Genomic DNA, 25,900 nt, shown 5'->3' with positions numbered 1-25,900 from the left:
AATTTTTTACCTTATATTTTTAATGATTTATTATTAAATTATGTTGTTTTGTTTATTATGTTTATTATTTAATTTTTATGACGTATTTTGATATATTATGTAATTTGGTATGTATCCTATGCAATACTATTGTTAGATATTTTTTAAAATATTATATTATAATTAGTAATTTTTTTAATTTGGGATTTTGTACCTTGTCCAAAAAATTTGTTTTTTTTTTGAAATATTGTAGTATTTGAATATCTAAATAATTAATATTTCAAAAATGAGATATTCTAAAACAATAGTTCTAACCTTTAATTGTCAATGTAATTACTAATAATAGTTTTTTTCAATAATTGGTAATTTTAATCTTGTTAATTTGTGTTTTATCTGTAAATTGGGTTCTATTTCGTGTTTATTTTTAGTTTTTATATACAAGTTTACCTACATAAATGGCTACATAAAAAACTACATAAGTATCTACAATATCATATACATAGCCATATACAAAACCATATGCTTAAAGAAGTGCAAAAAAAGTATATAATAACAAAAAACAACATATTTATTCGGGAACATCCCCCAGGGGTAAATATACAACTATGCATAAGTAGACTTACTAAAATACCTCGGAGGTATAGTATGAACATAAAAGACTTTTTAACTAATAAAAAAGGTGCTTCAGGTATAGGTACCTTGATAGTATTCATAGCAATGGTATTAGTTGCAGCAGTAGCTGCAAGTGTTTTAATTAACACAAGTGGATTTTTACAACAAAAAGCTTCAACAACAGGAAAAGAAAGTACTGAACAAGTTGCAAGCGGTTTACAAGTAACCGGCGTAACCGGTGTTAACAGCACAACAAGTGAAAACATTACTCACTTAGTAGCATACATCACCCCTAACGCAGGAAGCTCAGCAATTGATTTAAGCCAAGCTAAATTATTCATTACATACAACGGCGTAAGTGCTGTATTAAAAGCAAATACAAGTGCAATCGATGGTACATCAGGAACACCTGACGTATTAAGCGCTACATTATTAACAAATACAACAGCAACAAAATTCCAAGTTGTATCATTACAAGACTTCGATGGCTCAGTAGCTAAAAACCAGGTTATCAACAAAGGTGATTTAGTAGCTATCGCAATCAACACAGGTGCAATATTCTCAACAACAACAGGTATCCCTAATAGAGCATCAGTTTCAGGTAAATTACAACCAGAATTCGGTGCACCAGGTATCTTAGAATTCACAACACCTGCTACATTCACAACAAAAGTTGTAGAATTACAATAATTTAGTATAAAATGCTAAATTATCGATATTAATTTTTATTATCGAATTTTTTGAAATATTTAAATAATTAATAAGTAACAACCTCAAAAAAAACCGAGAGGTTATATTTATGAAAATAACAGAATTTATGAATAACAAAAAAGGTGCTTCAGGTATAGGTACCTTGATAGTATTCATAGCAATGGTATTAGTTGCAGCAGTAGCTGCAAGTGTTTTAATTAACACAAGTGGCTTTTTACAACAAAAAGCTTCAACAACAGGAAAAGAAAGTACTGAACAAGTTGCAAGCGGTTTACAAATTACCCAAATACTTGGTAAACATAATACTGCAAATATTAACCAAACTTTAATCTATATATCACCTAACGCAGGAAGCTCAGCAATTGACTTAAGTCAAATGGTGGTAATGCTTGCAAATGGCGATAAAAAAGTTGTTTACAAATATAATGCTACAGGAGCAGCTGCAAATGGAAGATTTGTGGATGCTTCAGCTGGTGTAGCTGATGCATTTAGTTCAATAGCAGACTGGTCAAAATTAAACGGTACTACCGTTGGTTTAATTGTAATTCAAGATGCTGATGATTCAGTAGCTGCTGCTACCCCAGTTATCAACAAAGGTGACATTGTAGCTATTGCAATTAATACGACTACATTTGCTACAACACCAAGAACTGCAATCTCAGGAACTGTACAACCAGAATTCGGTGCACCAGGAGTTATCTCATTCACAACACCTGCTACATACTTAACTGGTTCAAAAATTGTACAATTACAATAATTAAATTAAATTGTGTATTTTAATATTTAATTACTAATATTAGGATTATCAAAATTTACCTCATTTTAAAAAATTTGAGAGGTTATATTTATGAAAATAACAGAATTTATGAATAACAAAAAAGGTGCTTCAGGTATAGGTACCTTAATCGTATTCATAGCAATGGTATTAGTTGCAGCAGTAGCTGCAAGTGTTTTAATTAACACAAGTGGCTTTTTACAACAAAAAGCTTCAACAACAGGAAAAGAAAGTACTGAACAAGTTGCAAGCGGTTTACAAATTGCACAAGTTATGGGAATGCACAATGGTGCTAATATAAACAAAACAGCAATTTACATATCACCTAACGCAGGAAGCTCAGCAATTGATTTAAGTCAAGCTGTAGTAATGCTTTCAGATGGTGCAAATAAAAGAGTTTACAAATACGATTCAACATTCCACAAAGACTTAACAGATGGTGGAGATATGTTTGCCGATGCTACAGTAGGTTGGAAAACATTATCTGCAACAAAATTCGGTGTTGCAGTTATTCAAGATGCTGATGGTTCATGTGCTGCTGCTACCCCAGTTATCAACAAAGGTGACATTGTAGCTATCACAGTTAACACAACATCATTCACAGCAACTGCAAGAACTGCAATCTCAGGAACTGTACAACCAGAATTCGGTGCACCAGGAGTTATATCATTCACAACACCTGCTACTTACTTAGATGATGCCAAAGTAGTTCAATTACAATAGATAAATTAAGTATATCTTAATTTATTTTTTATATTGAGGTGGATGGCACATGTTAAAAAGTTTTATGAATAATAAAAAAGGTGCGGTGGGTATTGGTACTTTGATAATTTTTATCGCACTCGTTTTAGTAGCTGCCGTAGCTGCTTCGGTTATTATAAATACAGCAGGTAAATTACAACATAAAGCTGCAGTAGTTGGTCAGGAAAGTACACAACAAGTTGCAAGTGGCTTACAGGTAATGAAAGTTTCCGGTCATGCCGTTGACAAATATAATATGGATAAAATAGCCATAATGGTTTCTCCAAATATTGGAGATGAAATCGATTTATCAACTACTGTTGTTACATTCTCTACAAAAGAAAATAAAATCTCATTATTGTATGAAAATGATAGTTCTAATGCAAGATTGGAAAATGCAACTGGTACAAATAATATCTTTGAAAAAAATGGTAATTACGACGAAGGTGCATGGCCATTTGACGATGCATATGGTAGTGGTAATGGTGAAAAGAAATTTGGTATCATTGTACTCCAAGATATGGATAAATCAGTTTCTGGAGACCATCCAACAGTTAATTATGGAGACAAAGTGTTATTGGCTATCAACATTGGTGAAATTGTTGGGGACGATATTGGTAACAGAATAAGAATCCAAGGGGAAGTAATTCCTGAATTTGGTGCTTCTGGTATAATAGACTTTACAACACCGCCTGTATACAACAATAACGTTATAGCGCTCCAATAACGGTGATAGTATGCCCAATATCTCTGAAATAATCGATGATATAAAACAGAAGATCAAATTGGGCAAGAAGAATGATACTACACCTCTTGAAGATGATTCTGAAGACGAATTCAGCTTCGTACTAGATGAGGAAACCACAGCCGAATCAAATAATGATTTAGTAGCTGCAAATGAAGAACTTCTTGCCAAAATGGGTGAACTTGAATCCAAGTTTCCGAAGATTGAAATGATGGTTACTAATCTAAGAAAAGAAAATGAAAATCTTAGAAGTGACATTCATAACATAAACGAGAATTTTCAAGACATGATGGCTCTCTATGAAGTGGTTTCAAATCAAATAAATCCATTTATTGGAATTTCCAAAGTTACTGCAACTAGTATGGAAAAAGTGGAAAAAATTGAACATGAATCTACGAATCTTAAGAAAAGAGTTGAAGAGTTACAAAATGATGTAGTAATTCTTGCAAATGTATACTTACAACAACATGATATTGACTTAGATGGAGTAATTAATGAAATACTCGCAGAAGAAGAATTCTCCAAAGCGATATTAGGAGAGGATTCCGATGATTGGTAAAGTAGATATGGATTACGCTTCTCTTGAAGAAGAGTACATGACAGAAAGTGAGATGGAAGACTATCTCGATGAATTAAGACATAAGATTCCATCATTTATTGTAGAATTATTGAAAAATAATTTAAAAAATAGAAATCTGACCCGAAATCAGTTAAACAAAATAGTAAATAGAGTTTCAGACCTTTATTTTGGTAAGAGACCAGAAGATAAAAAAGCTGCCGAATTAACTAATAAAATCAATGATTTAAGTCATAAATTAGACGCATTGATGAAAGTAGCTACAGTTTCATCTGCAACAAAGGTTTCGGATGATATTAAAAAAGAAATTGATAATTTGGATGAATTGGATTTAACTAATGAATCTCCTGAAATCTTAGAAAGCCCAAAATCTTTAGAAGAGATTCAGAAAATTGAAGAAATCGATGAAATAGAACTTTCTGAAATTGACACTGATGATAGTATTCCAATTACTGAAGAAGAATTAATTCCTGAAATTGAATTGATTGAAAATCCTAAAATTCAAGAAATCGATTCAAAAGAATACAATAATGATGTAGTAATTGATAATTCAGCAAAAGTCGAATCCTTACCAGAAGATAAAAAAGAGTTAAATAAATCTGCCGGTCTTGAAAATGAAGTTAAAATTCCTATGGATTATGTGGAGGTAAGAAATATGGAGTCAGAAATTGCCAACATTAGTGAAAATACCAGACTTCAAGAATTGCCAGAAGATACCTTATCAACAATGCTTATATTTAAATGGTTAGAATTTTTAATTAGTAGAGTTGGTACTAACAATTTAGTAGACGTTTTAGACTACTATTATTCGTTAAAATGGATTTCTGGTAAATCAGTGAATAAATTATTAAAAATATCCAAAAATATGAAATATTTCCACGAAGATATGGAGTGGAAAGCAAGTAAATCAATGACCCCTGAGGATCACGTGGTTTCATTATTATACATTGAAAAGTTAGCTGGAAGACCAATTTCAGTAGATGAACTTGAAGAAATGGAAAGAGAAATTACAAGAATTAAAAAATGGGCAACTGAATTACAAACATTATAATTATTAAAAATATCCAAAAATGATTATTAACAATAATAGGATTAATGGAGTGAATTATATGAACACTGCTACATTATCGTCAATCTTGCTTGAAAGCCACAAACCTGCAAAATTAGAAACAATCCCTGAAGATTCATATTCATCAATCTTCGTATTCAAATGGTTAGAATACTTATGTGAAAGAGTAGGTCATTCAAACGTTCCAGATGTTTTAGAATTCTACTATAATTTAGGATGGGTTTCAGATAAAGCTATCGCTAAATTATTAAAATTCTCAAAAGGAATTGGATTAGATGACGACGACATTGAAACATCAGTAGGAAAATTGACCATTGCTGACCACTTGGTATCTTTATTATTTATCGAAAGATTAAATGGTAAAAAAGTATCTTCTGAAGCTTTAGACAAATTAGAGTGGGAAATTAGAAGAATCAAGAAAGGAGCAGAGCAATACTATGGGATTTAGTTCTACTGTAGGATCGGTTTTGATACTAACAACACTACTGATTTGTTCTGTTTATCTTTACAGTTCAGTAGATGTTGTATCTTCTAAATTTACAAATGCTTATTCTGATCATACTGAAAATTTGCAGAGTAAGATGAATGAAAATTTAGAATTGATTAATATAACCAAATTAGGTGATGATATAGTTTTGAAACTGTCCAACAACGGTACAGAAACATTAAATTCTGAACATTGGACTGTTATGTACAATGGGACGCCTAAAGTCTATATTGCAAATCAAAGTTATATAACGCCACTAAATAAGGTTGAAATAACAATCAATGGATCGACACCTTGTAGAATTTCCTTAATTTCGGAATATGGTAATAAATATTATTATAAATTGTAATATACAAAGATATAATATAGTTAGATTGTTGTCATACAAACAATTATATATTAAATTAATAGATTTGTATATGCGTAAAAATTAAAAATATTATAAAAATTTATAATTATTTACACTATTTAGGCTAATAAAAATAAAAATAATTATTTTATTTGACTGCTGTCAAAGGTGATTATATGGCTTCGAATGTATTTTCAGAAATCATTTTATTTGTTAGTGTTTTGATAATCACAGCAGCAGTATCTGGAATTCTTGCAACGAGCACTCATAAAATTTCATTGGGGTTAGAACAAAGAGGTGATTCTCTTTCGTCTCAACTTACTAAGGATTTTGAAATAATAAACGATCCTGGATATGTTCTCAAGAATACAACAGATACTACAATGATATATCTAAAAAATACGGGTAAATCTCCTATAACTTTTGATAAAGAAGTTATAAGCGTGTTAGTTGATGGAAATCCTGTAGAAATATCTAACACATATGTTGAAGGCGACAGCTCTGTTAAAGTATTGGGTAGCTCCAAAGTTGGAAAATTACATATTACCTATAATACCAGTGGATACCACAGGTTTAAGGTTGTAATTAGTGATGGTATTGCAAGAACTTTCACTGGAGAAATAGTTTAATTAAATTTAAAAGATTACAATAGATTTATTATTTAATCATAGGTAACTGATTAAATAATATTCATTTTAATTCTATTCGGGTAATCAATTTTTAGTAGTATAATTTTATAATTATTAATTATTAATTATTCGGTTTAAAAAATAAATATTGTCAAATTGTTTATATTTATTAAAATAATTTATAGAATTTAGTTTTTATTAAAATTTACACATATCGGTGGTCCTAATGAAATATGCTAAAATAGAGCTTGAAAGAGACGATGTCCATAAGCGTTTTGGGGGAGGAATCCCATACGGAAGTATTATACATATAGAAGGTGAAGAATCTTCTGGTAAGTCAATACTTTCACAAAGGCTTAGCTATGGCTTTTTACAAAATTCATATTCATTATCATACATTTCCACACAATCGACCACCACAGAGTTTGTTAAACAAATGACTTCTTTAAAATATATGATAAATAAGAGATTACTAAATGGTAATTTGTTATATATTCCTGTTTATCCGTTGATTTCAGATAATACTCAGAAAGATGATTTTATTAAGAAGTCAATGACTACAAGAGCTTTTTATGAAAAAGATATTATTATTTTTGATTCCCTATCTACCTTAATATCTAATGATGCAAGTGAGGTTCAGGTGGGCGATTTAATGTCATTTTTGAAGAGAATTGCATCAATGAATAAAATTATAATATATACAATAAATCCCAAAGAACTTTCCGATCAAGTAGTAACAATGTTAAGAACCGCTGCTACAATGGTTATAAAGACCGAAACATACGCTTTTGGTGGCAATCTTAAAAATTCTGCCAAAATAGTGAAATATAATATGGCTGCAGGACCATTCCAAAAGGTAATGGTATTTAGAGTTGACCCAGGACTTGGAATTGCAGTAGAGATATCCTCAGTGGCATAATGAGTAGGTGATATAATGGCTGATGATTTTAACACTGCACAAAAGAAAAATCCCCATTTAAAGAAATACGTTGAAAGATTTAAGAAAACATATATGAAAGTTCCTGATTATATCACTGATATTGGAGGATTAGGTGATATAAAGGGAATAAAATATCCAAATGTTATTTATCCAATTGGAGACCCTTTATTCATACATGTTTACGGTTCTGCAAATCAAAGGACTCGATATATTGCAATAGAGCCTAAATTAGATACTGCAACTGAAAGAGCGAAATATTTTGAAATTTTAGATAAAATTTTAGAATATGCTCCTTATAGTGAAATTCCTGAAAGTGATGATGAATTTTCAAAAGTATTAATTGACATTTTTGATACTGTAACAAAAGTTGATAAAAATGCAAATAAGGCCACTAAAAAATCTAAATTTGGATTCGTTGATAAATTAACAAATTCAAGTGCAATTCCTATTACAAAAGTTCAAAGGGATAAATTTGTTTATCTTTTAAGGAGAGATTTAATAGGAATTGGAAATTTAGAGCCTATTAAAAGAGACCCTACAATCGAAGATATTCACGTTATAGGTCCAAAGAATACCCAACTTGTTCATAAAACTTTTGATATGTTGCCTACAAACATCGTATGGGAAGATGACGGGGATATGTCCAGTTATTTGAAAAATTTATGTGAGAGGATGGGTAGACCGGTGTCTGATGCTACCCCAATTGTTGATGGTTCAATGCCGGACGGTTCAAGGATTAACATTCTATACTCTAACGATGTTTCATTAAAAGGTCCTTCATTTACAATAAGGAAATTTTCCGACACACCTACAAGTATTACTCAAATTATCAGCTGGGGTACAATGTCTCCGGAAATTGCAGCATATTTGTGGTTATGTCTCGAATATGGTATGAGCATATTTGTATGTGGAGAAACAGCTTCTGGTAAAACTACTACTTTAAATGCAATAATGCCATTTATAAAGCCTAAATCTAAGGTATTTTCTTGTGAGGATACTGCAGAGGTTAAGCCACCTAATCCAGTATGGCAGCAATTACTTACCAGAGAAAGAGGGCCTGAAGAGAGTAGGGTTACTTTATTTGATTTGTTAAGGGCAGCTTTAAGGTCCAGACCTAATTACATTATCGTAGGTGAAATCAGGTCGGTAGAGGGAGCAGTAGCTTTCCAAGCTATGCAAACAGGACACCCTGTATTATCTACTTTCCACGCAGCAAACGTAAGGAAAATGATTCAAAGGCTTACTGGTGACCCAATTAACATACCTCAAACGTTTATGGATAACTTGAATATTGCATTATTCCAGTTGGCAGTTTATACTCGGGGTAAATTTTTAAGAAGAGTAGTATCTGTCGAAGAGATTGAAGGATATTATAAAGAAGTTGATGGGGTTATTACAAGGGGTGTTTTTGAATGGGACCCTCAAAAAGATATCCATAACTTCACTGGTTTAAATAACAGTTATATCTTAGAGGATAAAATTGCGACTGTTGCAGGTTATGAAGACCCAAGAGAAATTTATGACGAATTAAATTTAAGGGTTAGAATTCTTGAAGAAATGATTGCAAGAGAAATTTATGATTATCATGATGTATTAGATATAATTTGGAAATTTTATGAAAATGGATTGGAGGGATTACCTTTCCCAATATAAGGTGGTTAAATGATTTTAGATATACTACCAAGAGTAGGATTAAAACCAAAAGATTATTTCTTAAAATTTGTACTTCCTGCAGTAGTTGCTTCATTATTTATGGTAGTTTTGGGCTTCATATACTTTGATGGAATTACAAGACTTTTGGTTTTGGCACTACCCCTACTTCTTTTGGGCGGGGCTTTAGGATATCCCTATATTGAATTAGATTCCCAAAAACAGAAAATAAATGAAAGATTACATGTTTATATCACTAAATTTGGGGTATTATCTATCACTGATTTAGACAATAAGGCACTTTTAGAATTATTGGCTGTTGAAAAAGAAGAATTAGGACAACTTGCAGAAGAATCACGTAAAATTTATGTTTTAGTAAAACGTTGGAATCAGTCTTTAGCAGAATCTTGTAGATTTTTAGCAAACAGGACACCAAGCAGTCAATTTGGTGATTTTTTAGATAGAATGGCATATTCTATAGACAGCGGTCAGGAATTAAAGGAATTTTTGGCAGGGGAGCAAGATATTGTAATGGAAGAATATGCTGGTTTCTATGAAAGAGCCTTATATTCCTTAGATAACTTTAAAGAAATGTATGTGAGTGCAATAACCTCTGTATCTTTCTTTGTGACGTTTGCAATTATCGCACCATTTTTATTGCCTTATGATTTTATAACGATGGTAACCGTTGCAATTTTCATATTTATGATAATAGAAGTTATTCTAATATACAGTATTAAGAATAAATTGCCATATGATAGATTATGGCACACTGGTGAAAAACCAACTGCAATTGATAGGAAATTAAAAAAATGGCTTATAATTTCAGTGTTTTTGACTTTAGTTTTATCACTTGCACTGTTTTGGGGAAAATACATCTATGAGGCACCCCAATTATTGAGTATACCTTATGAAATAATATTCTCAATAGCAATGACTCCACTAATGATAGGCGGGTATATTGCACAACGTGAGGAATCGTTAGTTATTCGTAAAGAAAATAACTTTCCAGACTTTTTAAGGTCATTGGGTGATTCAGTAAGTGCAAAAGGTGGTGGAACCTTAGAATCCTTGGGCTATTTGTGTACAAATGATTTTGGACCACTTACCAAAGACCTCGTTGCATTACACAGGAGGCTATCTATTAGGATAGATGGTCAAAAATCTTGGAAATACTTTGGACATGATACTTGTAGTTATATGATACAGCTCTTTTCAGAGATGTATGAACGATGTACCTATTTAGGCGGTAATTCTGGTCAAGCGTCCCATATTATAGGTAGAAACTTCCGTAAAATATTGCAATTAAGACGTTCTAAATACCAGAACGTTAATCAGTTTGCAGGGGTTATGTATGGTTTATCCGGCGGTATGGCTTTAACTTTATTTGCTTCATATGGTGTAGCATCAATGGTTAATGGATTATACTCCAGTTTAGACATACCTGACACAATGCTCAGTATGGTACACGTTGTAGCACCATCTGACTTTGGATTTATTTCATATATGATGTATGGAACTTTGATAATCTATTCATTATGTTCATCCTATTTAATAAAATTAATGGATGGCGGACATTATCAAGTTTCATTGCTTCATTTCAGTACAATGGTTTGGATAGCTTCAATAGTTGCTGTAGTTACAGAAATGGTTACAAATAGCTTATTAAATGCTACAATACCGGTTTAAAATGAATATGATAAAAAATAATATAAATAATAAATAAACAAATAAACAAATAAACAAATAAACAAATAAATAAAATAAAAATAATATGAATAAAAATAAAAAATAATTTAGATATTTAAATATCCATTTCTTTTTTTAATTCTTTCATTTTAGGTGGTAAATTATCCCATCTCCAGAATCCCCTATCTATTTCATCTTTACTATATCTTTTAGATAGGTATTTACTCCAACGTTTGTAATATTCGGGATAAAGTTCTTTAACCCTGTTAAATTCGCTATTTAATGCTGAAGGACATAGATAACAACCAATTCTTTCAAATCCTTCATCGTATAATGGATTATAAATTACATTGTTTTTGTAAATATAGGTCCAAATATCCAATGCATTCCAATCTAAAATCGGAAATGCAGTAGTTTGGAAGTCTATAAAACTACTATTTCGTTCATAATCTAAATTTGAACGAGTGAAACTTTCAAATTGACGTGAACCATCTATGGTTAATACTTTTTTACCAGGATATTTCTTTTTTAGGTAATTTTTTAAAGGATTTAATTTACAAGAGCTATTACACCATCTATTATCTTTAGTAGGTACCCCATTTCTTAAGATATCTTCCCAAAAGTTATTTCCATCGATTATATCCACATTTAAGTCATATTCTTTTGAGAATTTTTTTATATATTCGATAGTTTCAGGATATTCTAAGCCTGTATCTATTGAAATTACTTCAATATCGGGCATTACTTCTTTAGCCAACAATGTGGATACAGAGCTATCTTTACCCCCGCTAAATGAGGCATTTATAACATATCCTTTATTTTTATATTTTTCAATAAAGTGCTTTAATAATTTTAAAGAATTATTTTTTAGTATTTCAACATATTTTGAACGTTTTTCAATATATTCACTTAATTTTTCTTCTTCAAATTCTGATATTTTTGATAAATCCTTTAATTTTATACGATTATCTGATTTAACGCCATGACCAATAAAATTGCCCATTTTTATGCCCACATCATTACATAATGGGTTATTCGGGTTTTCTTCAGAATTTACAATTTTACCATATGTTTTTAAATTAGATTTTTCATCTAAAAGGTACTCTTCTTTTATCCATTTACCTTTTAATCTCATTTTACTTGGTTTTAATTCTATATCATAGTGATTGAGATACATATAATATTCAGGATTGGGTACAAATTGCCAATTCAATTCTTTTAGATTATACTCTAATATTCCAAGCTGTTTTTTGCCATATATTACTCTTTTTCTATAGTCCATACCACTTAATCGTTCTAATATCACTACATTATCTTTAAAATCAATGTTTGTAAGTTCTGATAGTATTTTTAGTTCATGGGGTGATGCAAATTTGGCATCTTGTTTATAATAATACTCAGGGTACCAATTTTCTAAATTAGTTTTTAGATTCAATTTTTTTTGCAACAATTCCCTTGATTCAATGTTTTTATTTACTATTGTAGTATTATTATCTTTATTTTTGGTATTTCTTTTATCTTTGTTGGTTTTATGATTATTCTTATTATTCTTATTATTCGTATTATTCTTTTTAAATTCTTTTTTAGATTTTTCGCCCTTTTTTTCATCTTTAATGTATGTATCTAAATCAAATCGATTACTATTTGATTTACTATCATTTTTATTTTGAGATTTTTTATTTTTCTCTTCATCTCTTTTTTTATCCTCTTTTTCCCATTTTCTTGAGGAACTACGTGTTTCCGAGACTTTTCTGGATATATTTAATACACTACCAAATCTTTTTTTCATATTATCCCTTTTAACTTGTAAAATTATAATTACGACTAAAATTAAGATTAATTAAATTATTAATTAAATTATTAAATAAATATTTTAATTAAAATAGAATGGATTTTTAAATATATATACATATATATTTTTGCAATATTAATCAAATAAATCGTTGTTTAATTATTATACTTTTTCAACTAAGTACTTCACAAAATCCTTTTTATCTGGTATATAAGCACCACAAGCGAACTTATGGCCCCCTCCCGTACCTCCAACTTTTTCAGAGGCATAATTTATGGCTTTTGCTAAATTGATATCTTCAGCAAATGATAATAATTTTGGACATCTTGCTGATATTTTATAGCCCTCATCGAGTTCAGATATTGCAAAGATAGGTTTTTTCCAATCAACTTTTTCTATTGAATAAGACATCCCTGCAATAATACCTACGATATTGCCCTGTATTTCGTTATTTGATACCTCAAAATACTGAAATTTATCTTTTTGGACTACTTCTACGTCATTTTTAATAGTATCCATTGATTTAGCAAGATTTCGTTTGTGTTTTCTTAACATTTTGAGCATTTTTGATTCATAACTCATATTACCTTTTAATATTTCTAAAGGCACTTCATATTCACTGTATCGAGAGCAAGCATTTATGCAAGTAGAATACTCTTCAAGGCTTCTGAAACTCGTACCTGTTTCATGATTTAAAAGTTCATAGCTTTCCCCAAATATTACTTTTGGTAAGTAAGGTATCCATTCTTTTGGCACATATCTTACGCATTTTTTAAAGAATTCCGAACCTACGGCTCTTTTTTGAGTCTCGCTTAATTGATAAATATAATTTGTATTTGTTATTTCCGAATCGTACTTTTTATTTACGTGATTTATAAAGTTTATAATTCGAGAATCATTATCTGTTAAATCTGTTCTAACATCTGTAAAGTATTTTATTGAAGTAAATAGCGGTCTTGTATGTTTTCCGTAAAATTGTAAATCGGGAGATTTTGAAACTAAATTTAAATCGAGAGCATCTTTTAAAATTACATTTCTATTTAATCCTTCCAATTTTCCATTTAAATTTTGTACGTCCCCTATTGCACCAAGCAAAGCATATTTTGATAAGTCTCTATTATCTAAACTTAGTCCTCTTGCAAATAAATAGCAAACACCTGCCCCACAAAGTTCTATACTACCATTTAACCCGTCCTGTGAAGGGTTAACATTAGTAATATATTCAGGCATCTTCTTAAATTGACACAGGTGGTGGTCAAAAATCACTATTTTTGGAGGTTTTATATTCATAGATTTTATTTGAGCATCTATCATATCGATTTGACCACTCCCTAAGTCTGCAAATATCACTAAATCGTAATCTCCAAATGGTATATCGCCAATAGTCCCATAATCAATTTGTCTTAAAAATCTGTATTCTGGAAAAATACCCTGTCTTGATAAAGTTTCTTCCAACACTGCCCTTGAATTAAGACCGTCTGTATCAATATGTGTATAAACGATTATATTGTCATATTTGTGATTCAATATTTCATTTGTTGCTTTTTGCATATTTGATAAATATTCCATAGAAACACCACTAAATACTTTACGATAGTAATATATGATTTACTAATTTTTATAATTATTTAATTTAGATAAAACGAAATTAAAAAAGTAAACATTATTAAAACTAATTTCATTTAAAATACCTATTAATCTAAAAAAATATTATCTAAAAAATATTAATCTAAAAAAAAGCTTAAATTGAAAATATATTTTTAAAAATAATGGTTATTCTAAATCATACACTTCTAAATCTTTTGAAAATGTATCGTAAATGTAAAAGCCATTGTAAGATGGGTTAACGATTAATGTATTTCCTATTTTATCAATAACTTTGTTTTGGTGAATATGTCCACAAGCACATAACAATGGATTGTATTCTTCAATAATTTTACGAATACTTGAACTACCAAGATAACCTATTTCTGTTAAATCAGCCATTGTATATTTTGGAGGCATATGTGAAAGTAATATAAAATTGTCTTTTAATTCTTCTTTTAAACTATCTAATCTATTATTATTGTTAAATTTTGGATTATTCAAATTATTTATATTATTTTGTAAAATATCTATAAAATTAGAATATATTTGTTCTTCCGAATATTCATTGGGTGTATTAAATGGTGTATAGGTACTTCCGCCTAAACCAATTATATTCACGCCTTTGAAATTAACCAGTCGACCATCAATATTTATCCCGTAGCTGGTCATTATATCTGAAGAAACTTGACAATCCCAATTACCACAAACCGTAAAAATGGGGACTGTTTTATTTAATTCTTTTAAAATGTTTAAAATTCTATAGTCGTTGGTTTTAACTATATCTCCTGAAATTAATATTAAGTCGGGTTTTAACTTTAAAATCTTCGAAAAATTTATAATACGATTGTGTAAATCAGTTAATCCAATAATTCTCATAATTTCACAAAAATAACAATAAAAAAATTAAAAATGTAATTTATATTATTAAACTAATTATTTAGTTTACGGTATTGTTAGCTTCACCAGTGAAGTTAGCAATTACGTTGTTTGCTGTAGTTGCAGTATCTGATGATACGCTCTTTACATTTGTTAAGTAGAAATATCCTGCAACTGCTGCTACTGCAACTGCTGCAGCAATTAAAATACCTACTTCCATGGAAATTTGCCCTTTTGTTGATTTTAATTTTTTCATTAACATGCTCATCACCCGTTCATAAGAGTAATTTATCTATGCCTTATAGTATTCGATTATTAAAAACTTTATTATGTATTATAACATTTATTTCAATGTTATATATATGTATTGTAGATAGTTTACATAACTCTGTATATATTTATGACATATGGCAATATATATAATTAATTATTTGTTATCATATTAATCTACTAAAATAGAACATTATTAAGACATATTATTATAAAAAAAGTGGGAGTACTGGGATTTGAACCCAGGTCCAGGGATATCTCCTGCATCGGGTTTCGGTCCAAGCCCGTATAGGCACTTGGAGTCCCCGATGATAGACCAGACTACACCATACTCCCTTATACATATTAAATATAATAATAAAGTAAATTATTAAGTATATAAAGCTTACGGTTAATGTTTTTAATAGGGATATAATTTTTAAAATTATATATTTTTAGTATTATCGTAAATTGGCTAATAACTATACAAAAAATTAAAATTAAAAATAAAAACTTAAAAAAGTATAATTATAATATTTATTTTATAAATTATTCAACTGTTACGCTTTTTGCAAGACCTCGAGGTTTATCTACGTCTCTACCCATAGTTAAAGCTTTATAATATGCTAATAATTGACAAGCTGGGGCATATACAAAAGGACTTACTTCTTCTATTAGATTAGGAACTTCGATTAATTCAACTGCTTCTAAATCAACGTTTTTAGGACCTACTGCGATTACTTTTCCACCACGAGCTTTTATTTCTTCCACGTTGGCCAACACAGAACTTAATAATGGGGATTCTAAAGGTGGAATTAGTGCCAAAGTGTCCATATTTTTGTCAATTAAAGAGATTGTACCGTGTTTTAAGAATCCACTACTCATACCTTCGGCATGTAAGTATGTAATTTCTTTGAATTTTAACGCTCCTTCGTAAGCATTTGCTAAATTAATCCCTTTTGAAATAAATAAATAATTTGTAGCAGTTAAATTTTCAGAAATCTCTTTTATTTTTTCTTTATTTTTAATAGTTTTAGATATATATTTAGGAATTTTTTCCAATTCTTTTTCATATACTTCCATATTTTTATTTATTAATTTACCATATTCTATAAACAACCTATAAAGGATTACTAACTGGGACATAAAGGTTTTGGTGGCACATACGGATATTTCTAAACCCGAACCAATCATAATAGTAACGTCTGATTCTCTTGTGGCGGTACTACCTATAACATTAACTAATGATGCAGTTTTAGCACCTTTATTCTTTGCATATTTAATGGCTTTGATAGTATCGTATGTTTCACCACTTTGTGTAATTCCTACAACTAGCGTTTTCTCATCTATAATACCTTTTATTAAAAACTCTGATGAATCACAGGGAATTACGAGTTTACCAAGTTTTGAGAACCAATATTCTGCAATCATTCCAGCATGTAATGATGTACCCATTGCTATGACGTATATTTTATCACAATCATTTATCATTCCAGCAAGTTTTTGAATTTCTTCCTGAGATATTTTTATGGAATTCTTAATAATTTCTGGCTCTTCCATTATTTCTTTTAGCATAAAATGTTCATAACCCTTTTTTTCCGCATTTTCAATATTCCAATCCAATGTTAATATATTTTTTGAAATATTTGTTTTTACACAATTATTTTTTAAATTAAATACTTCAAATTTATATGAATTACTTTTCTCATTATTAATTTTGTTATCATTTTTATCGATAATTATTAAGTCTCCATCTTCCAATGGTAAAGCCTTATTAGTATATTTCAAAAATGCAGACACATCACTACCTATAAAATACTCTGAATCATCTTTTCCAAGTCCAACAACCATAGGACTTTCGTTTCGTATACCAATCAAAGTGTTTGGAAAGTTTTTATTGATTATAACGACTGCATATGTACCTTCAATTTTTTTAAATGCTTTTTTTATACAATTGATATAGTCTTCTTTGGAATATTTGTTATTATTATTTTCATTATTATTTTTATTTTTATTTTTTAATTCTTTTATTTCTTCTTCTATTAAATGAGGTATAACTTCCGTATCTGTTTCTGACTTAAAAACATGCCCTTTACTAACTAATTTATTTTTTAACTCTTTATAATTTGAAATTATTCCATTATGGACGATACAGATTTCATTATTGCAATCGGTGTGGGGATGTGAGTTTTCTTTTGTAATTCCCCCGTGCGTAGCCCATCTACTATGGCCTAAACCAATATTGGAGGGGAATTCTTCAAAATTTTCGTATTCCGATACTTCTTTTACTTTTCCTATATTTTTTTTAACTAATATGTCATTAGAAGTTATGATACCAATTCCACAGCTATCGTATCCCCTATACTCTAACCTTTTTAACCCATCTAATAATATTTCTGAAGCATTCCCTGAACCGATGTATCCAATTATACCACACATTTTTTACACCTTACTTGTGATTAATTAACCAATTTGCATAATTATTTTTTATAATAAAGTTGTATATTGCAATAATGATTTAAATTAATTGTTATTTTGAATTAATTTTGATTAAAATCAATAGTATCTATTTAAAATACTATTGATAAACATAATATCTCTTAGGATATTTATTTGAGAATGATATTTTTCAAATAAATATTATATTTTTATATTTTTATATAATTATAATAAGGTCAACAAAATTAAAATTAATATATGATTTACAATATATTAGTATAATGTTTAATATTATAAAATATTAGATAATTATGATATATAAAAAAATTAAAACAAATAACAAAAACAACTAAATATATAAAAAATTAAAAATTAAAAATAAAGTAAGTTTATTATTATCGGTGAAATTATGACCAAAATAACATTAATAGGAAATAAATTAGCAATAAAAGGTAATGAATTTGTATATATGGGTCCAGTAGACGAGTGTGATGCCTGTAAATTTAAAAAAATGTGCCACGGCAACTTAGAAAAAGGAGTTAAGTATAAAATAACGGAAGTTAGGGCTACGACGCACCCGTGTAGCATTCATTCAGAGGGCGTAAAGGTTGTCGAAGTAGTACCCTCTGAATTGAATATCAATATCGAATCAAAGAAAGCTTTAGAGGGTTTAACAATTTCTCATAAGGATGTGGCTTGTGATAATGTATTATGCGAAAATTATCAATACTGTAAACCACAAATTGAAAATGGAAAATATAAAATAGTATCTGTTTTATGCACAAAAGTAAAATGCCCTGCGGGTAATTCTTTGAAAAGAGTTTTAATTGAACCTATTAAGGAAGATTAACTACTAAAAATGTATAAACAATCATCTAATATGGAATCAACTATAAAAAATAACTAAACAAATAATATAATAAATATTTAATCGATTAATCAACTAATCAATTAATCGATTAATTATTTTTAAATTTTATAAGCTTTTATAATATTTTTTTAAAATTAACGCATCTTTTTCTAAACAAGGACTTTCACAGATTATAGTGCCTGATACTTTAAAATCTTTTAAAGCTTTTAATAAGTCTTTGTAATTAAATTCAGAACATGAGTTTTCTAAAGGATAGTGCTTTTTTTCTCCAGATTTTCCAAATTCAATACCTGAAACGTGCATATGCATATTTTTTATACATTTTTTTCCAATTTGATTATCTAAATATTCTAATATTTTGCAAAACTCTTCATAATTATTTATTTTGCCTAAACTACGAGCATAAACGTGTGAAAAATCAATACAAGGCAAGATATATTCATTACCTAATTCATTGGACAATTTTGTTAGTTCTTCAACAGTACCAAATTGTGTAAGTTTTCCTGTAGTTTCAGGTCTTAAAATTACATCATAGTTCATTTTATCCATTAAATTGATTATTCTTTGAGTATTATTTTTAATTTTTTCATAAACCTCTTCAGGTTTTTGTTTTAGGTAAAATCCTGCATGGTATACCACGCTGATTTTTGAAGAGGCTGTTTTTATAATTCTATTTTTTGCGAAAATATCCATTATTTCACAACTTTTTAAAATTCTTGCAATGCTCGAATTGATTTTTTCGTCTTCTTTAGCATTTAAGTTCACATAATAAGGGGCGTGAGCACTTAATGAAATACCCCCTGTTAATTTACTTAAGTATTTTGCTTTTTCAGCTTTCAAATGGACACTTCTAACGAATTCTAACTCCATAGCATCTAACTCTAATTTTTTTAGGTATTCGAAAGAAGTTTCTGTTGTAGTTGCACCTATTGGAATTCCTGCAGTTCCGAATTTTATCACAATATCACGTTATATTATTTTGAAGAAATTATATTTTTTTATTGTCAATTAACTAATAAGTATAGTATTTATTATATGATATAATAATGATATATAAAAATTAAAGTTAATTTTTAATAGGTATCCTATGAAATTATTAATACTACTATTGACATTTTTATGTCATTGTTATTATGGATTGTTGGTGTTTTTATGAATATTTTAGCATATTTCGAATTATTAAGGACTAAAAACTGTATTTCTGCATCGATTGGAGCATTAATAAGTGCTTTAATAGCTTCTAACTTTCAGTTTAATTATTCAAAAGAATTAATATTGATATTTTTAGTTGTTTTTTTAATTTGTGGTTATGGGAATGCCATAAATGATATTTGCGACTTAGAAATTGATAAAATAAATAAGCCTGAGCGACCCATTCCATCGGGAAGAGTTAGTTTAAAATCTGCCAAAATATTTTCAACCATTATCGTAATATTGGGCGTATTTTTGTCATTTTTTAACATATATTGTACTTTATTGGCAATTTTTAATGCAATAGTCTTATATTTGTATGCAAAAAGGTATAAAAAGAATAAAATCGTGGGTAATGTTTTAGTGGGGTATTTAACAGGTTCAGTATTTTTATTTGGGGGTATTGCGGTTAATAATGTTTATGATATTGGCATTTTATTCGTAAGTGCCCTGTTAGCAATTTGGTCAAGGGAAATTATTAAAGATTATGAAGATATCGAAGGAGACGAATTAGAAGGTGTAATATCATTACCTATTAAAAATAAACCTTTTTCTTTAAAATTAGCCACATTATTATTGATTTTGGCAATTTTAGTAAGTCCTATCCCTTATTTAATCGGCATATTTGGAATTTATTATTTAATTGCAATAATAATCTGTGATATATTGTTTTTACTAGCATTATATCCAATCTTAAAATCTAAATTTGGTAAAAAAGATATCGATGCTAAAAAAATATCAAAAAATATTAAATTAACGATGAATTTGGTGCTTTTAAGTTATATAATTGGTTCAATATTATAATTTAAACTAAAAATAATAAGAAAATAATAAGAAAATAATAAGAAAATAAAAATAGGGTTTGAAAGTACTTAAATAATCATATTTATTCAATTTTAATTTTCCTTTTTTTTAATAAAACATATCCTGCGATTAAAGCAATTATTATTATAATTACGACACCAATTATTTTGAGTTCTGAATGTCCTCCAATCACATTAACTTTTAAAGGTACTGTGGAAATATAAACTTTGTCATCGCCCATATCGGAATCTCCAACAGCTCTAACTTCTAAATTGATAATGTACTGTTTTTCAACGCCGTTATCAACATCTATAACTAAAAGACCCTCGCCAGAATCATTAATTTTCAATGTACCGATTGTGTCTGTTTTAGTTGGATAGTCAAAAGGCTGTGCTGTATTTTTAACCGCTGTAATTTTTACATTTTCCGCTTTTTCATTGCCAACGTTCTTTATTTTTAATAAAACTTGATTTCCATCTTTATTTTCAATAGTTATTTCATCAGTTTCTAATTCTAATATTGGTTTAGGTTTTACATAGATATCGATATATTCAATTTCATAATGTTTTTTATTGAATATGTCTAAATAGGATACATTAATAGGTATTTCATAATGTGTAGCTTCTGCATCTTTATCTACGTCTATGTAAAATGTAATAGACTTTGATTCACCAGAAGTCAATGTTCCAATGTTTTTAATATTAGAACTGCTCCAACTATCCCTAAATGGATAGTTTGCAATTAGTTCTAAGTTTATATCTTTTGCTTCACCATGTCCATTATTTGAAACACTTGCATCTATCCTTACATAAGTATCTTTAGGCTTTATTTCTTTGGGTTCTGTAATTATATTCGATAATCCAATTATTAAATCTCCTTTAACAATCATACCTAAATTTATGGTATCTTGTTTTGTTAATCCTTCCTGGTCAATCCAATCTATGGTTATAGGTACTGAATAAGAGCCTTCTGTAGCTTTTTCATCAGTATGTAGTGATATGTAGGTTTTAGTACTTTCTGAAGGTGATATGCTACCAATATAAAATTTAGTTGTATCTACAGGATTTACGGATTCTGTATTTCCAACCGAAAAACTGACCTGTTTTGCCACACCAGTACCTTTATTTGCTATTATTACGGGTATTTGGGTTGTTTCAGATGGAATTAATACATCTCCGTCGGAGCTTAATTCAAAATTGGCATCTCCATAAATTGTAATATAGAAACTTCTTGAGACACTTCTCGAATATTTATACTCTTCTTCCCCGTTTTCGTATCTTACTACATAATATTTTACATTTACATCCATTTTATATTCATTAGAACGTGCATCGTCATCAACATGAAATTTAAAGTGTAAATCTTTGGAAACTCCATCTTCCAAGTAGTTATATGTTATTTTACCTTTTGAGGGATTAACTTGTAATAATTCAAAAGGGTATGACGGGGTTATTTCTACATAGACATCTTCTACTCTTTCATTATCGCCTATTACTTCATTGTTATTTAGTTTAAACCAAATATCTACATCATCGCCAGGATGAATTATTTTCGGGGTAGTTTCAGGCTCTTCAATTGCTAAACCAAAGCAAGAATTTACAATTAATAGTAATAATCCAACAATTGAAACCATTTTTAAAATTTTGTTCATGATTTCACCAATTTGATTTTTAATAACATATTATTTTTCTTAATTTTAGCAATTAATCCTGTTTTAAAGATTTTATCTTTAATACGAGTTTTTTATTGAATGGCTCTATGTATTTATCGTTTAATACGATTAATGAAGGTAATAATATTATAACTGCTAACATACAATAAATTATACCTAAGGAGCAACTTTTACCCAAATTTTGCATTGTAGGTAGTGGAGCAAGGATTAAAGCACCAAAACCAACCGTTGTGGTGGCAGTAGTGGCCAAAACTGCAGTACCTGTATTTATAACGGCAGTTTCAAGAGCTTCTTCTATTGATTCTCCTTTTTTTCGTTCTTCATGATAACGATGCATAAGGTGAATACCATAATCGATACCTAAACCTAACAGCAATGAAGCAATTGCAGTCGTTGCAAAGTCTAATGGTATATCCAATAGCGTCATAGAACCTGCAGTCCATATAACTGCTAATATCACGGGTGCTAACGGCATGAATGACGATACAAAGTTCCTGAAATAAAATAAAAGTACTAAGAACACGCCTAATAAACCAACTACTGTAGTAATCAATTGACTTTCGTTCATAAGCCTCGATACTAAAACTCTCAATGATGGAGTTCCTGTGAGTATAACTTTTGTTCCAGGAGGTACTGGAGCTTCATTGACTCTATTTTCAATTTCATTAATCAATACTGTATTTTTAATAGAATCAGAACCTGAATCTGTGGTTATATATAATGTAGTCATTGTATAATCATTATTGAATATTTTACTTTGGGATTCTTCAGGGATTTGATTATATATGTATCGAACTGTATCGATATCATTAGGTATTATATTGTTATTGTTTTCTTTAAATACGTCTGTAGGTGAACTCACCGATGTAACATATTCAACATTGCTTATATCACGTTCTAAAAAATCTACTAATTCTAAAACTCTGGGGTCTCTGATATCTTCGACTTTTTCAGAACTCTCTGAGGGTATTATTTTAACTGCTGCAGTTACAATATCCGTCCCTCCAAAATTATCCCTCACTTCGTACAAGGTTTTAATTGCTTCATCATCTTGAGGTAGCATTTTCTCAAAAGCCGTTTCCATTCTAATATTTGATGCAATAGAACCCATAATAATAGTTAATACTAGAATTACAACTACTATTAGTAAGGGTCTTTTTTCGGAAAATCTAGCTATTTTTTTCAGCATTTCTTCAATCATCTTATCACAAACTTGATAATTGATAATTTAAGTTAAATTAACAACAATTTATTAATTATTACTCTATAATTTGTAAATCATAATTTGTTATGTCATATTCTTTTGAATCATAATTATACGTGCCAATAATTATTGTATTATCCATATGACGTTTATTTTTTTTCTTTTGAAGAATTTTGGTGTAGTTTACGATATACTTCTTCATAATCTACATTATCATACATTTTGAGAGATTCCGTAATTTTTTTAGAAATTTCTTTAATAACAAGTATGCCATGAAGCTTTTTTTCAGCATATTTTTTGGTTTCTTCATCCATTGGATTATCCATGATTTTATTTAATGTATCACAAGCATCTGAAATTATCATATCTCTTTTGAACATAGAATCTAAAAGTGGGATACTTCCACTAATCTTATAATAATTTTTACGGTCCCCTTCTACCCATACTTTTTTTATGGCTTTTAACTCTTCGAGTTTTCGTATTGTAGTACTTGCAGTACCTTTGCTTATTTTTAAAAAATCTATAATTTCATCCATACATAATGGTTTTTCTGACAAGTATATTGCAGAATAAACTTCGCCCATTGATTTTGGTAGGTTTGTAAGTCTCGCAAGTTCACCGTATAATTCCATAATTGTTTGCTTAATTTTTTCTTTTTCAGTTGACATAATAACACCGTTAATTCAATTATTTTCGAACATAATGAACTATATTATATAAGGATATGGTTTATCTAATTATATAAATTTTGTTATATTTCTTTTTATATTTTGAGAGTATTTAGTTTTATTAAAAAAATATTAATTAATTTTATAAATTTATATACTTTAAATTACTATATGTATGATATATAATTATATCAGTCAATTAGTTTAAATTACTGGTTATTATTTTTGGTGAATTATGAGTATGGAACGAGAATTATTGATTAAAGAAGAATCAAAAACAAATTATGAATTTGGAACTAATCCTTACAATAGGGATATAAAGTCTTTATTGGAAACAGGGATTGTAATAATAAACAAACCTTCTGGTCCAACATCTCATGAAGTTTCTGCCTGGGTAAGGGATATTTTGAAAGTTTCAAAAGCTGGACATGGTGGTACTCTTGACCCAAAAGTGACCGGTGCATTACCTATAGCACTCGGAAACTCAACAAAATGTGTACCTTATTGGCATATTCCTCCTAAAGAATATGTTTGTATTATGAGATTACACCGAGATATGAAGGAGTCAAAAATCGGTGAAAAGGAAATTTTGGAACTTTTCGATAATTTCATTGGAAAGATGTATCAAAGACCTCCTTTAAAGGCTTCTGTAGCAAGAAAGTTAAGAGTAAGAAAAATTTATGAATTGAAACTTATAGAAATAAATGAAGAAATAAATTCTGTACTCTTTTGGGTGCGATGTCAATCAGGAACATACCTAAGGAAATTAGTTGATGATTTTGGTGAAGCTTTAGGTGTTTCTGCACATATGCAAGAATTGAGAAGGGTTAAAAGTGGTCCATTTTTTGAGGAGGAAGCAATTTATTTGCAAGACCTTGTAGATGAATATTTCTATTGGAAAGAGACTGGAAACGAGGAGTATATTCGTGAAATTATAAAACCTGTTGAATACGGTTTGCAACACTTACAAAAGGTTATAATTAAAGATAGTGCGGTAAATGCAATATGTCATGGGGCAAATCTATATGCCAATGGTATCTCTAAAATTGAAAAAGGAATCGGACCTGAAGAAATCGTTCTGGTTGAAACATTAAAAGGTGAAGCTGTAGCTATTGGTAAAACTCTTGCAAACACCAAAAAGATTTTAAAATCTGACGAAGAGCTGGTTATTGATATTGAAAGAGTAATAATGGATAAAAACATATATCCTAAAATGTGGAAATCATCTAAAAAGAAGAAATTTTAAATAATTTTATTATTAATTATTTTTTAAGAGATAATAGTATTAATTATTAATTATTAATTAGATAATAATATATCAATAATGGTGAAATTATGAAGATTACAATAAATGAAGAATACTGTAAGGGTTGCGATATTTGTATCCAGGTATGTCCAAAGAATGTTTATGAAAAATCAAAAAAATTAAATAAGAAAGGTATATACCCTCCAAAAGCTGTAAATACCGAGGAATGTACACACTGTAATTTATGCGTTTTGCAATGTCCTGACCAAGCAATAGACGTAGATTTAGAATAATTTTTATTAAATTTACTTATACTTTATATTATTATATAAGTTTTAAGTTATATTT

At 29.1% G+C, this 25,900-nt stretch carries 25 protein-coding genes and 1 tRNA gene; 16 read left to right on the top strand and 10 right to left on the bottom strand.

The features are described from left to right. Nucleotides 1-624 precede the first annotated feature (624 nt). The 12 genes from J3E06_RS02170 to flaJ all read left to right on the top strand — a co-directional run bounded on the left by J3E06_RS02170 (nucleotide 625) and on the right by flaJ (nucleotide 10,953). Entirely contained in the window at nucleotides 625-1,281 is a 657-nt protein-coding gene (locus J3E06_RS02170; protein ID WP_013180682.1) for a flagellin, read from the top strand. Nucleotides 1,282-1,390: 109 nt separating this feature from the next. Beyond that, nucleotides 1,391-2,059: a flagellin gene (locus tag J3E06_RS02165; RefSeq protein ID WP_013180681.1), complete on the top strand. Its 669-nt coding sequence runs from the start codon at nucleotides 1,391-1,393 to the stop codon at nucleotides 2,057-2,059. A 90-nt stretch (nucleotides 2,060-2,149) separates the two neighbouring features. After that, nucleotides 2,150-2,800, top strand: a complete 651-nt coding sequence (locus tag J3E06_RS02160; protein ID WP_013180680.1) for a flagellin — start codon at nucleotides 2,150-2,152, stop codon at nucleotides 2,798-2,800. 49 nt (nucleotides 2,801-2,849) lie between these two features. Beyond that, nucleotides 2,850-3,545, top strand: a complete 696-nt coding sequence (locus tag J3E06_RS02155) for a flagellin (RefSeq protein WP_013180679.1) — start codon at nucleotides 2,850-2,852, stop codon at nucleotides 3,543-3,545. Nucleotides 3,546-3,555: 10 nt separating this feature from the next. After that, nucleotides 3,556-4,122 carry a flagella accessory protein C gene (locus J3E06_RS02150; RefSeq protein WP_013180678.1) on the top strand — a complete coding sequence of 189 codons (567 nt, stop codon included), beginning with the start codon at nucleotides 3,556-3,558 and terminating at the stop codon, nucleotides 4,120-4,122. Then, nucleotides 4,112-5,191, top strand: coding sequence for a FlaD/FlaE family flagellar protein (locus tag J3E06_RS02145; protein WP_013180677.1), 1,080 nt, complete (start codon nucleotides 4,112-4,114; stop codon nucleotides 5,189-5,191). Before J3E06_RS02150 ends, J3E06_RS02145 begins: the two co-directional genes overlap by 11 nt. A 58-nt stretch (nucleotides 5,192-5,249) precedes the next feature. Next, the gene (locus tag J3E06_RS02140; protein WP_013180676.1) at nucleotides 5,250-5,657 is read left to right on the top strand and encodes a FlaD/FlaE family flagellar protein; all 408 of its coding nucleotides are present in this window, start codon (nucleotides 5,250-5,252) and stop codon (nucleotides 5,655-5,657) included. A 133-nt stretch (nucleotides 5,658-5,790) separates the two neighbouring features. Next, nucleotides 5,791-6,045, top strand: a complete 255-nt coding sequence (locus J3E06_RS02135) for a hypothetical protein (protein WP_259163707.1) — start codon at nucleotides 5,791-5,793, stop codon at nucleotides 6,043-6,045. Nucleotides 6,046-6,221: 176 nt separating this feature from the next. Then, nucleotides 6,222-6,674 (top strand): flagellin, encoded by a 453-nt coding sequence (locus J3E06_RS02130; RefSeq protein WP_013180674.1) that lies wholly within the window; start codon nucleotides 6,222-6,224, stop codon nucleotides 6,672-6,674. A gap of 226 nt (nucleotides 6,675-6,900) precedes the next feature. Next, nucleotides 6,901-7,593 (top strand): ATPase domain-containing protein, encoded by a 693-nt coding sequence (locus J3E06_RS02125; protein ID WP_013180673.1) that lies wholly within the window; start codon nucleotides 6,901-6,903, stop codon nucleotides 7,591-7,593. A gap of 15 nt (nucleotides 7,594-7,608) precedes the next feature. After that, nucleotides 7,609-9,267, top strand: coding sequence for a type II/IV secretion system ATPase subunit (locus J3E06_RS02120; RefSeq protein ID WP_013180672.1), 1,659 nt, complete (start codon nucleotides 7,609-7,611; stop codon nucleotides 9,265-9,267). A gap of 9 nt (nucleotides 9,268-9,276) precedes the next feature. Further along, a complete protein-coding gene (gene flaJ / locus J3E06_RS02115; protein WP_013180671.1) occupies nucleotides 9,277-10,953 on the top strand; it encodes an archaellar assembly protein FlaJ in 1,677 nt (558 codons plus the stop codon). 115 nt (nucleotides 10,954-11,068) lie between these two features. Here flaJ and J3E06_RS02110 read toward each other — a convergent pair whose 3' ends face one another. The 6 genes from J3E06_RS02110 to glmS all read right to left on the bottom strand — a co-directional run bounded on the left by J3E06_RS02110 (nucleotide 11,069) and on the right by glmS (nucleotide 17,896). Then, nucleotides 11,069-12,742 carry a phosphoadenosine phosphosulfate reductase family protein gene (locus J3E06_RS02110; RefSeq protein WP_013180670.1) on the bottom strand — a complete coding sequence of 558 codons (1,674 nt, stop codon included), beginning with the start codon at nucleotides 12,740-12,742 and terminating at the stop codon, nucleotides 11,069-11,071. A gap of 165 nt (nucleotides 12,743-12,907) precedes the next feature. Further along, nucleotides 12,908-14,314, bottom strand: a complete 1,407-nt coding sequence (recJ, locus tag J3E06_RS02105) for a single-stranded-DNA-specific exonuclease RecJ (protein ID WP_013180669.1) — start codon at nucleotides 14,312-14,314, stop codon at nucleotides 12,908-12,910. A 204-nt stretch (nucleotides 14,315-14,518) separates the two neighbouring features. Next, nucleotides 14,519-15,208 carry a metallophosphoesterase family protein gene (locus J3E06_RS02100; RefSeq protein WP_013180668.1) on the bottom strand — a complete coding sequence of 230 codons (690 nt, stop codon included), beginning with the start codon at nucleotides 15,206-15,208 and terminating at the stop codon, nucleotides 14,519-14,521. A gap of 61 nt (nucleotides 15,209-15,269) precedes the next feature. Further along, nucleotides 15,270-15,476, bottom strand: coding sequence for a class III signal peptide-containing protein (locus tag J3E06_RS02095; RefSeq protein WP_259163702.1), 207 nt, complete (start codon nucleotides 15,474-15,476; stop codon nucleotides 15,270-15,272). A 223-nt stretch (nucleotides 15,477-15,699) separates the two neighbouring features. Next, nucleotides 15,700-15,814 (bottom strand) — tRNA-Trp (locus tag J3E06_RS02090). Nucleotides 15,815-16,006: 192 nt separating this feature from the next. Beyond that, nucleotides 16,007-17,896, bottom strand: coding sequence for a glutamine--fructose-6-phosphate transaminase (isomerizing) (gene glmS, locus J3E06_RS02085; protein ID WP_013180666.1), 1,890 nt, complete (start codon nucleotides 17,894-17,896; stop codon nucleotides 16,007-16,009). 409 nt (nucleotides 17,897-18,305) lie between these two features. Between glmS and J3E06_RS02080 the strand changes: the two genes are divergently transcribed. Then, nucleotides 18,306-18,746 (top strand): UPF0179 family protein, encoded by a 441-nt coding sequence (locus tag J3E06_RS02080; RefSeq protein ID WP_013180665.1) that lies wholly within the window; start codon nucleotides 18,306-18,308, stop codon nucleotides 18,744-18,746. Nucleotides 18,747-18,872: 126 nt separating this feature from the next. Here J3E06_RS02080 and J3E06_RS02075 read toward each other — a convergent pair whose 3' ends face one another. Then, complete coding sequence (locus J3E06_RS02075; RefSeq protein ID WP_013180664.1) at nucleotides 18,873-19,727, bottom strand: TIM barrel protein; 855 nt, start codon at nucleotides 19,725-19,727, stop codon at nucleotides 18,873-18,875. A gap of 192 nt (nucleotides 19,728-19,919) precedes the next feature. Here J3E06_RS02075 and J3E06_RS02070 point away from each other — a divergent pair, with 192 nt between their 5' ends. After that, on the top strand, nucleotides 19,920-20,762 hold the full coding sequence (locus tag J3E06_RS02070; protein ID WP_013180663.1) for a UbiA family prenyltransferase: 843 nt from the start codon (nucleotides 19,920-19,922) through the stop codon (nucleotides 20,760-20,762). A gap of 82 nt (nucleotides 20,763-20,844) precedes the next feature. On the opposite strand, the gene J3E06_RS02065 is transcribed toward J3E06_RS02070, so the two are convergent. From J3E06_RS02065 to J3E06_RS02055, 3 genes are all read right to left on the bottom strand, one after another. Then, nucleotides 20,845-22,413, bottom strand: coding sequence for a COG1361 S-layer family protein (locus J3E06_RS02065; RefSeq protein ID WP_013180662.1), 1,569 nt, complete (start codon nucleotides 22,411-22,413; stop codon nucleotides 20,845-20,847). A gap of 52 nt (nucleotides 22,414-22,465) precedes the next feature. Next, a complete protein-coding gene (locus J3E06_RS02060; RefSeq protein WP_013180661.1) occupies nucleotides 22,466-23,635 on the bottom strand; it encodes an MMPL family transporter in 1,170 nt (389 codons plus the stop codon). A gap of 152 nt (nucleotides 23,636-23,787) precedes the next feature. After that, nucleotides 23,788-24,306: a GbsR/MarR family transcriptional regulator gene (locus J3E06_RS02055; protein WP_013180660.1), complete on the bottom strand. Its 519-nt coding sequence runs from the start codon at nucleotides 24,304-24,306 to the stop codon at nucleotides 23,788-23,790. 235 nt (nucleotides 24,307-24,541) lie between these two features. Between J3E06_RS02055 and J3E06_RS02050 the strand changes: the two genes are divergently transcribed. Both J3E06_RS02050 and J3E06_RS02045 read left to right on the top strand, forming a co-directional pair. Beyond that, nucleotides 24,542-25,552 (top strand): RNA-guided pseudouridylation complex pseudouridine synthase subunit Cbf5, encoded by a 1,011-nt coding sequence (locus J3E06_RS02050; protein ID WP_013180659.1) that lies wholly within the window; start codon nucleotides 24,542-24,544, stop codon nucleotides 25,550-25,552. 89 nt (nucleotides 25,553-25,641) lie between these two features. Beyond that, on the top strand, nucleotides 25,642-25,845 hold the full coding sequence (locus tag J3E06_RS02045) for a 4Fe-4S dicluster domain-containing protein (protein WP_013180658.1): 204 nt from the start codon (nucleotides 25,642-25,644) through the stop codon (nucleotides 25,843-25,845). Nucleotides 25,846-25,900: the final 55 nt, after the last annotated feature.

It is taken from the genome of Methanococcus voltae (assembly GCF_024807655.1).
Classification (GTDB): Archaea; AGJL01; Methanococci; order Methanococcales; family Methanococcaceae; genus Methanococcus; species Methanococcus voltae_D.
This window is presented reverse-complemented; position numbering and strand designations above follow the sequence as displayed.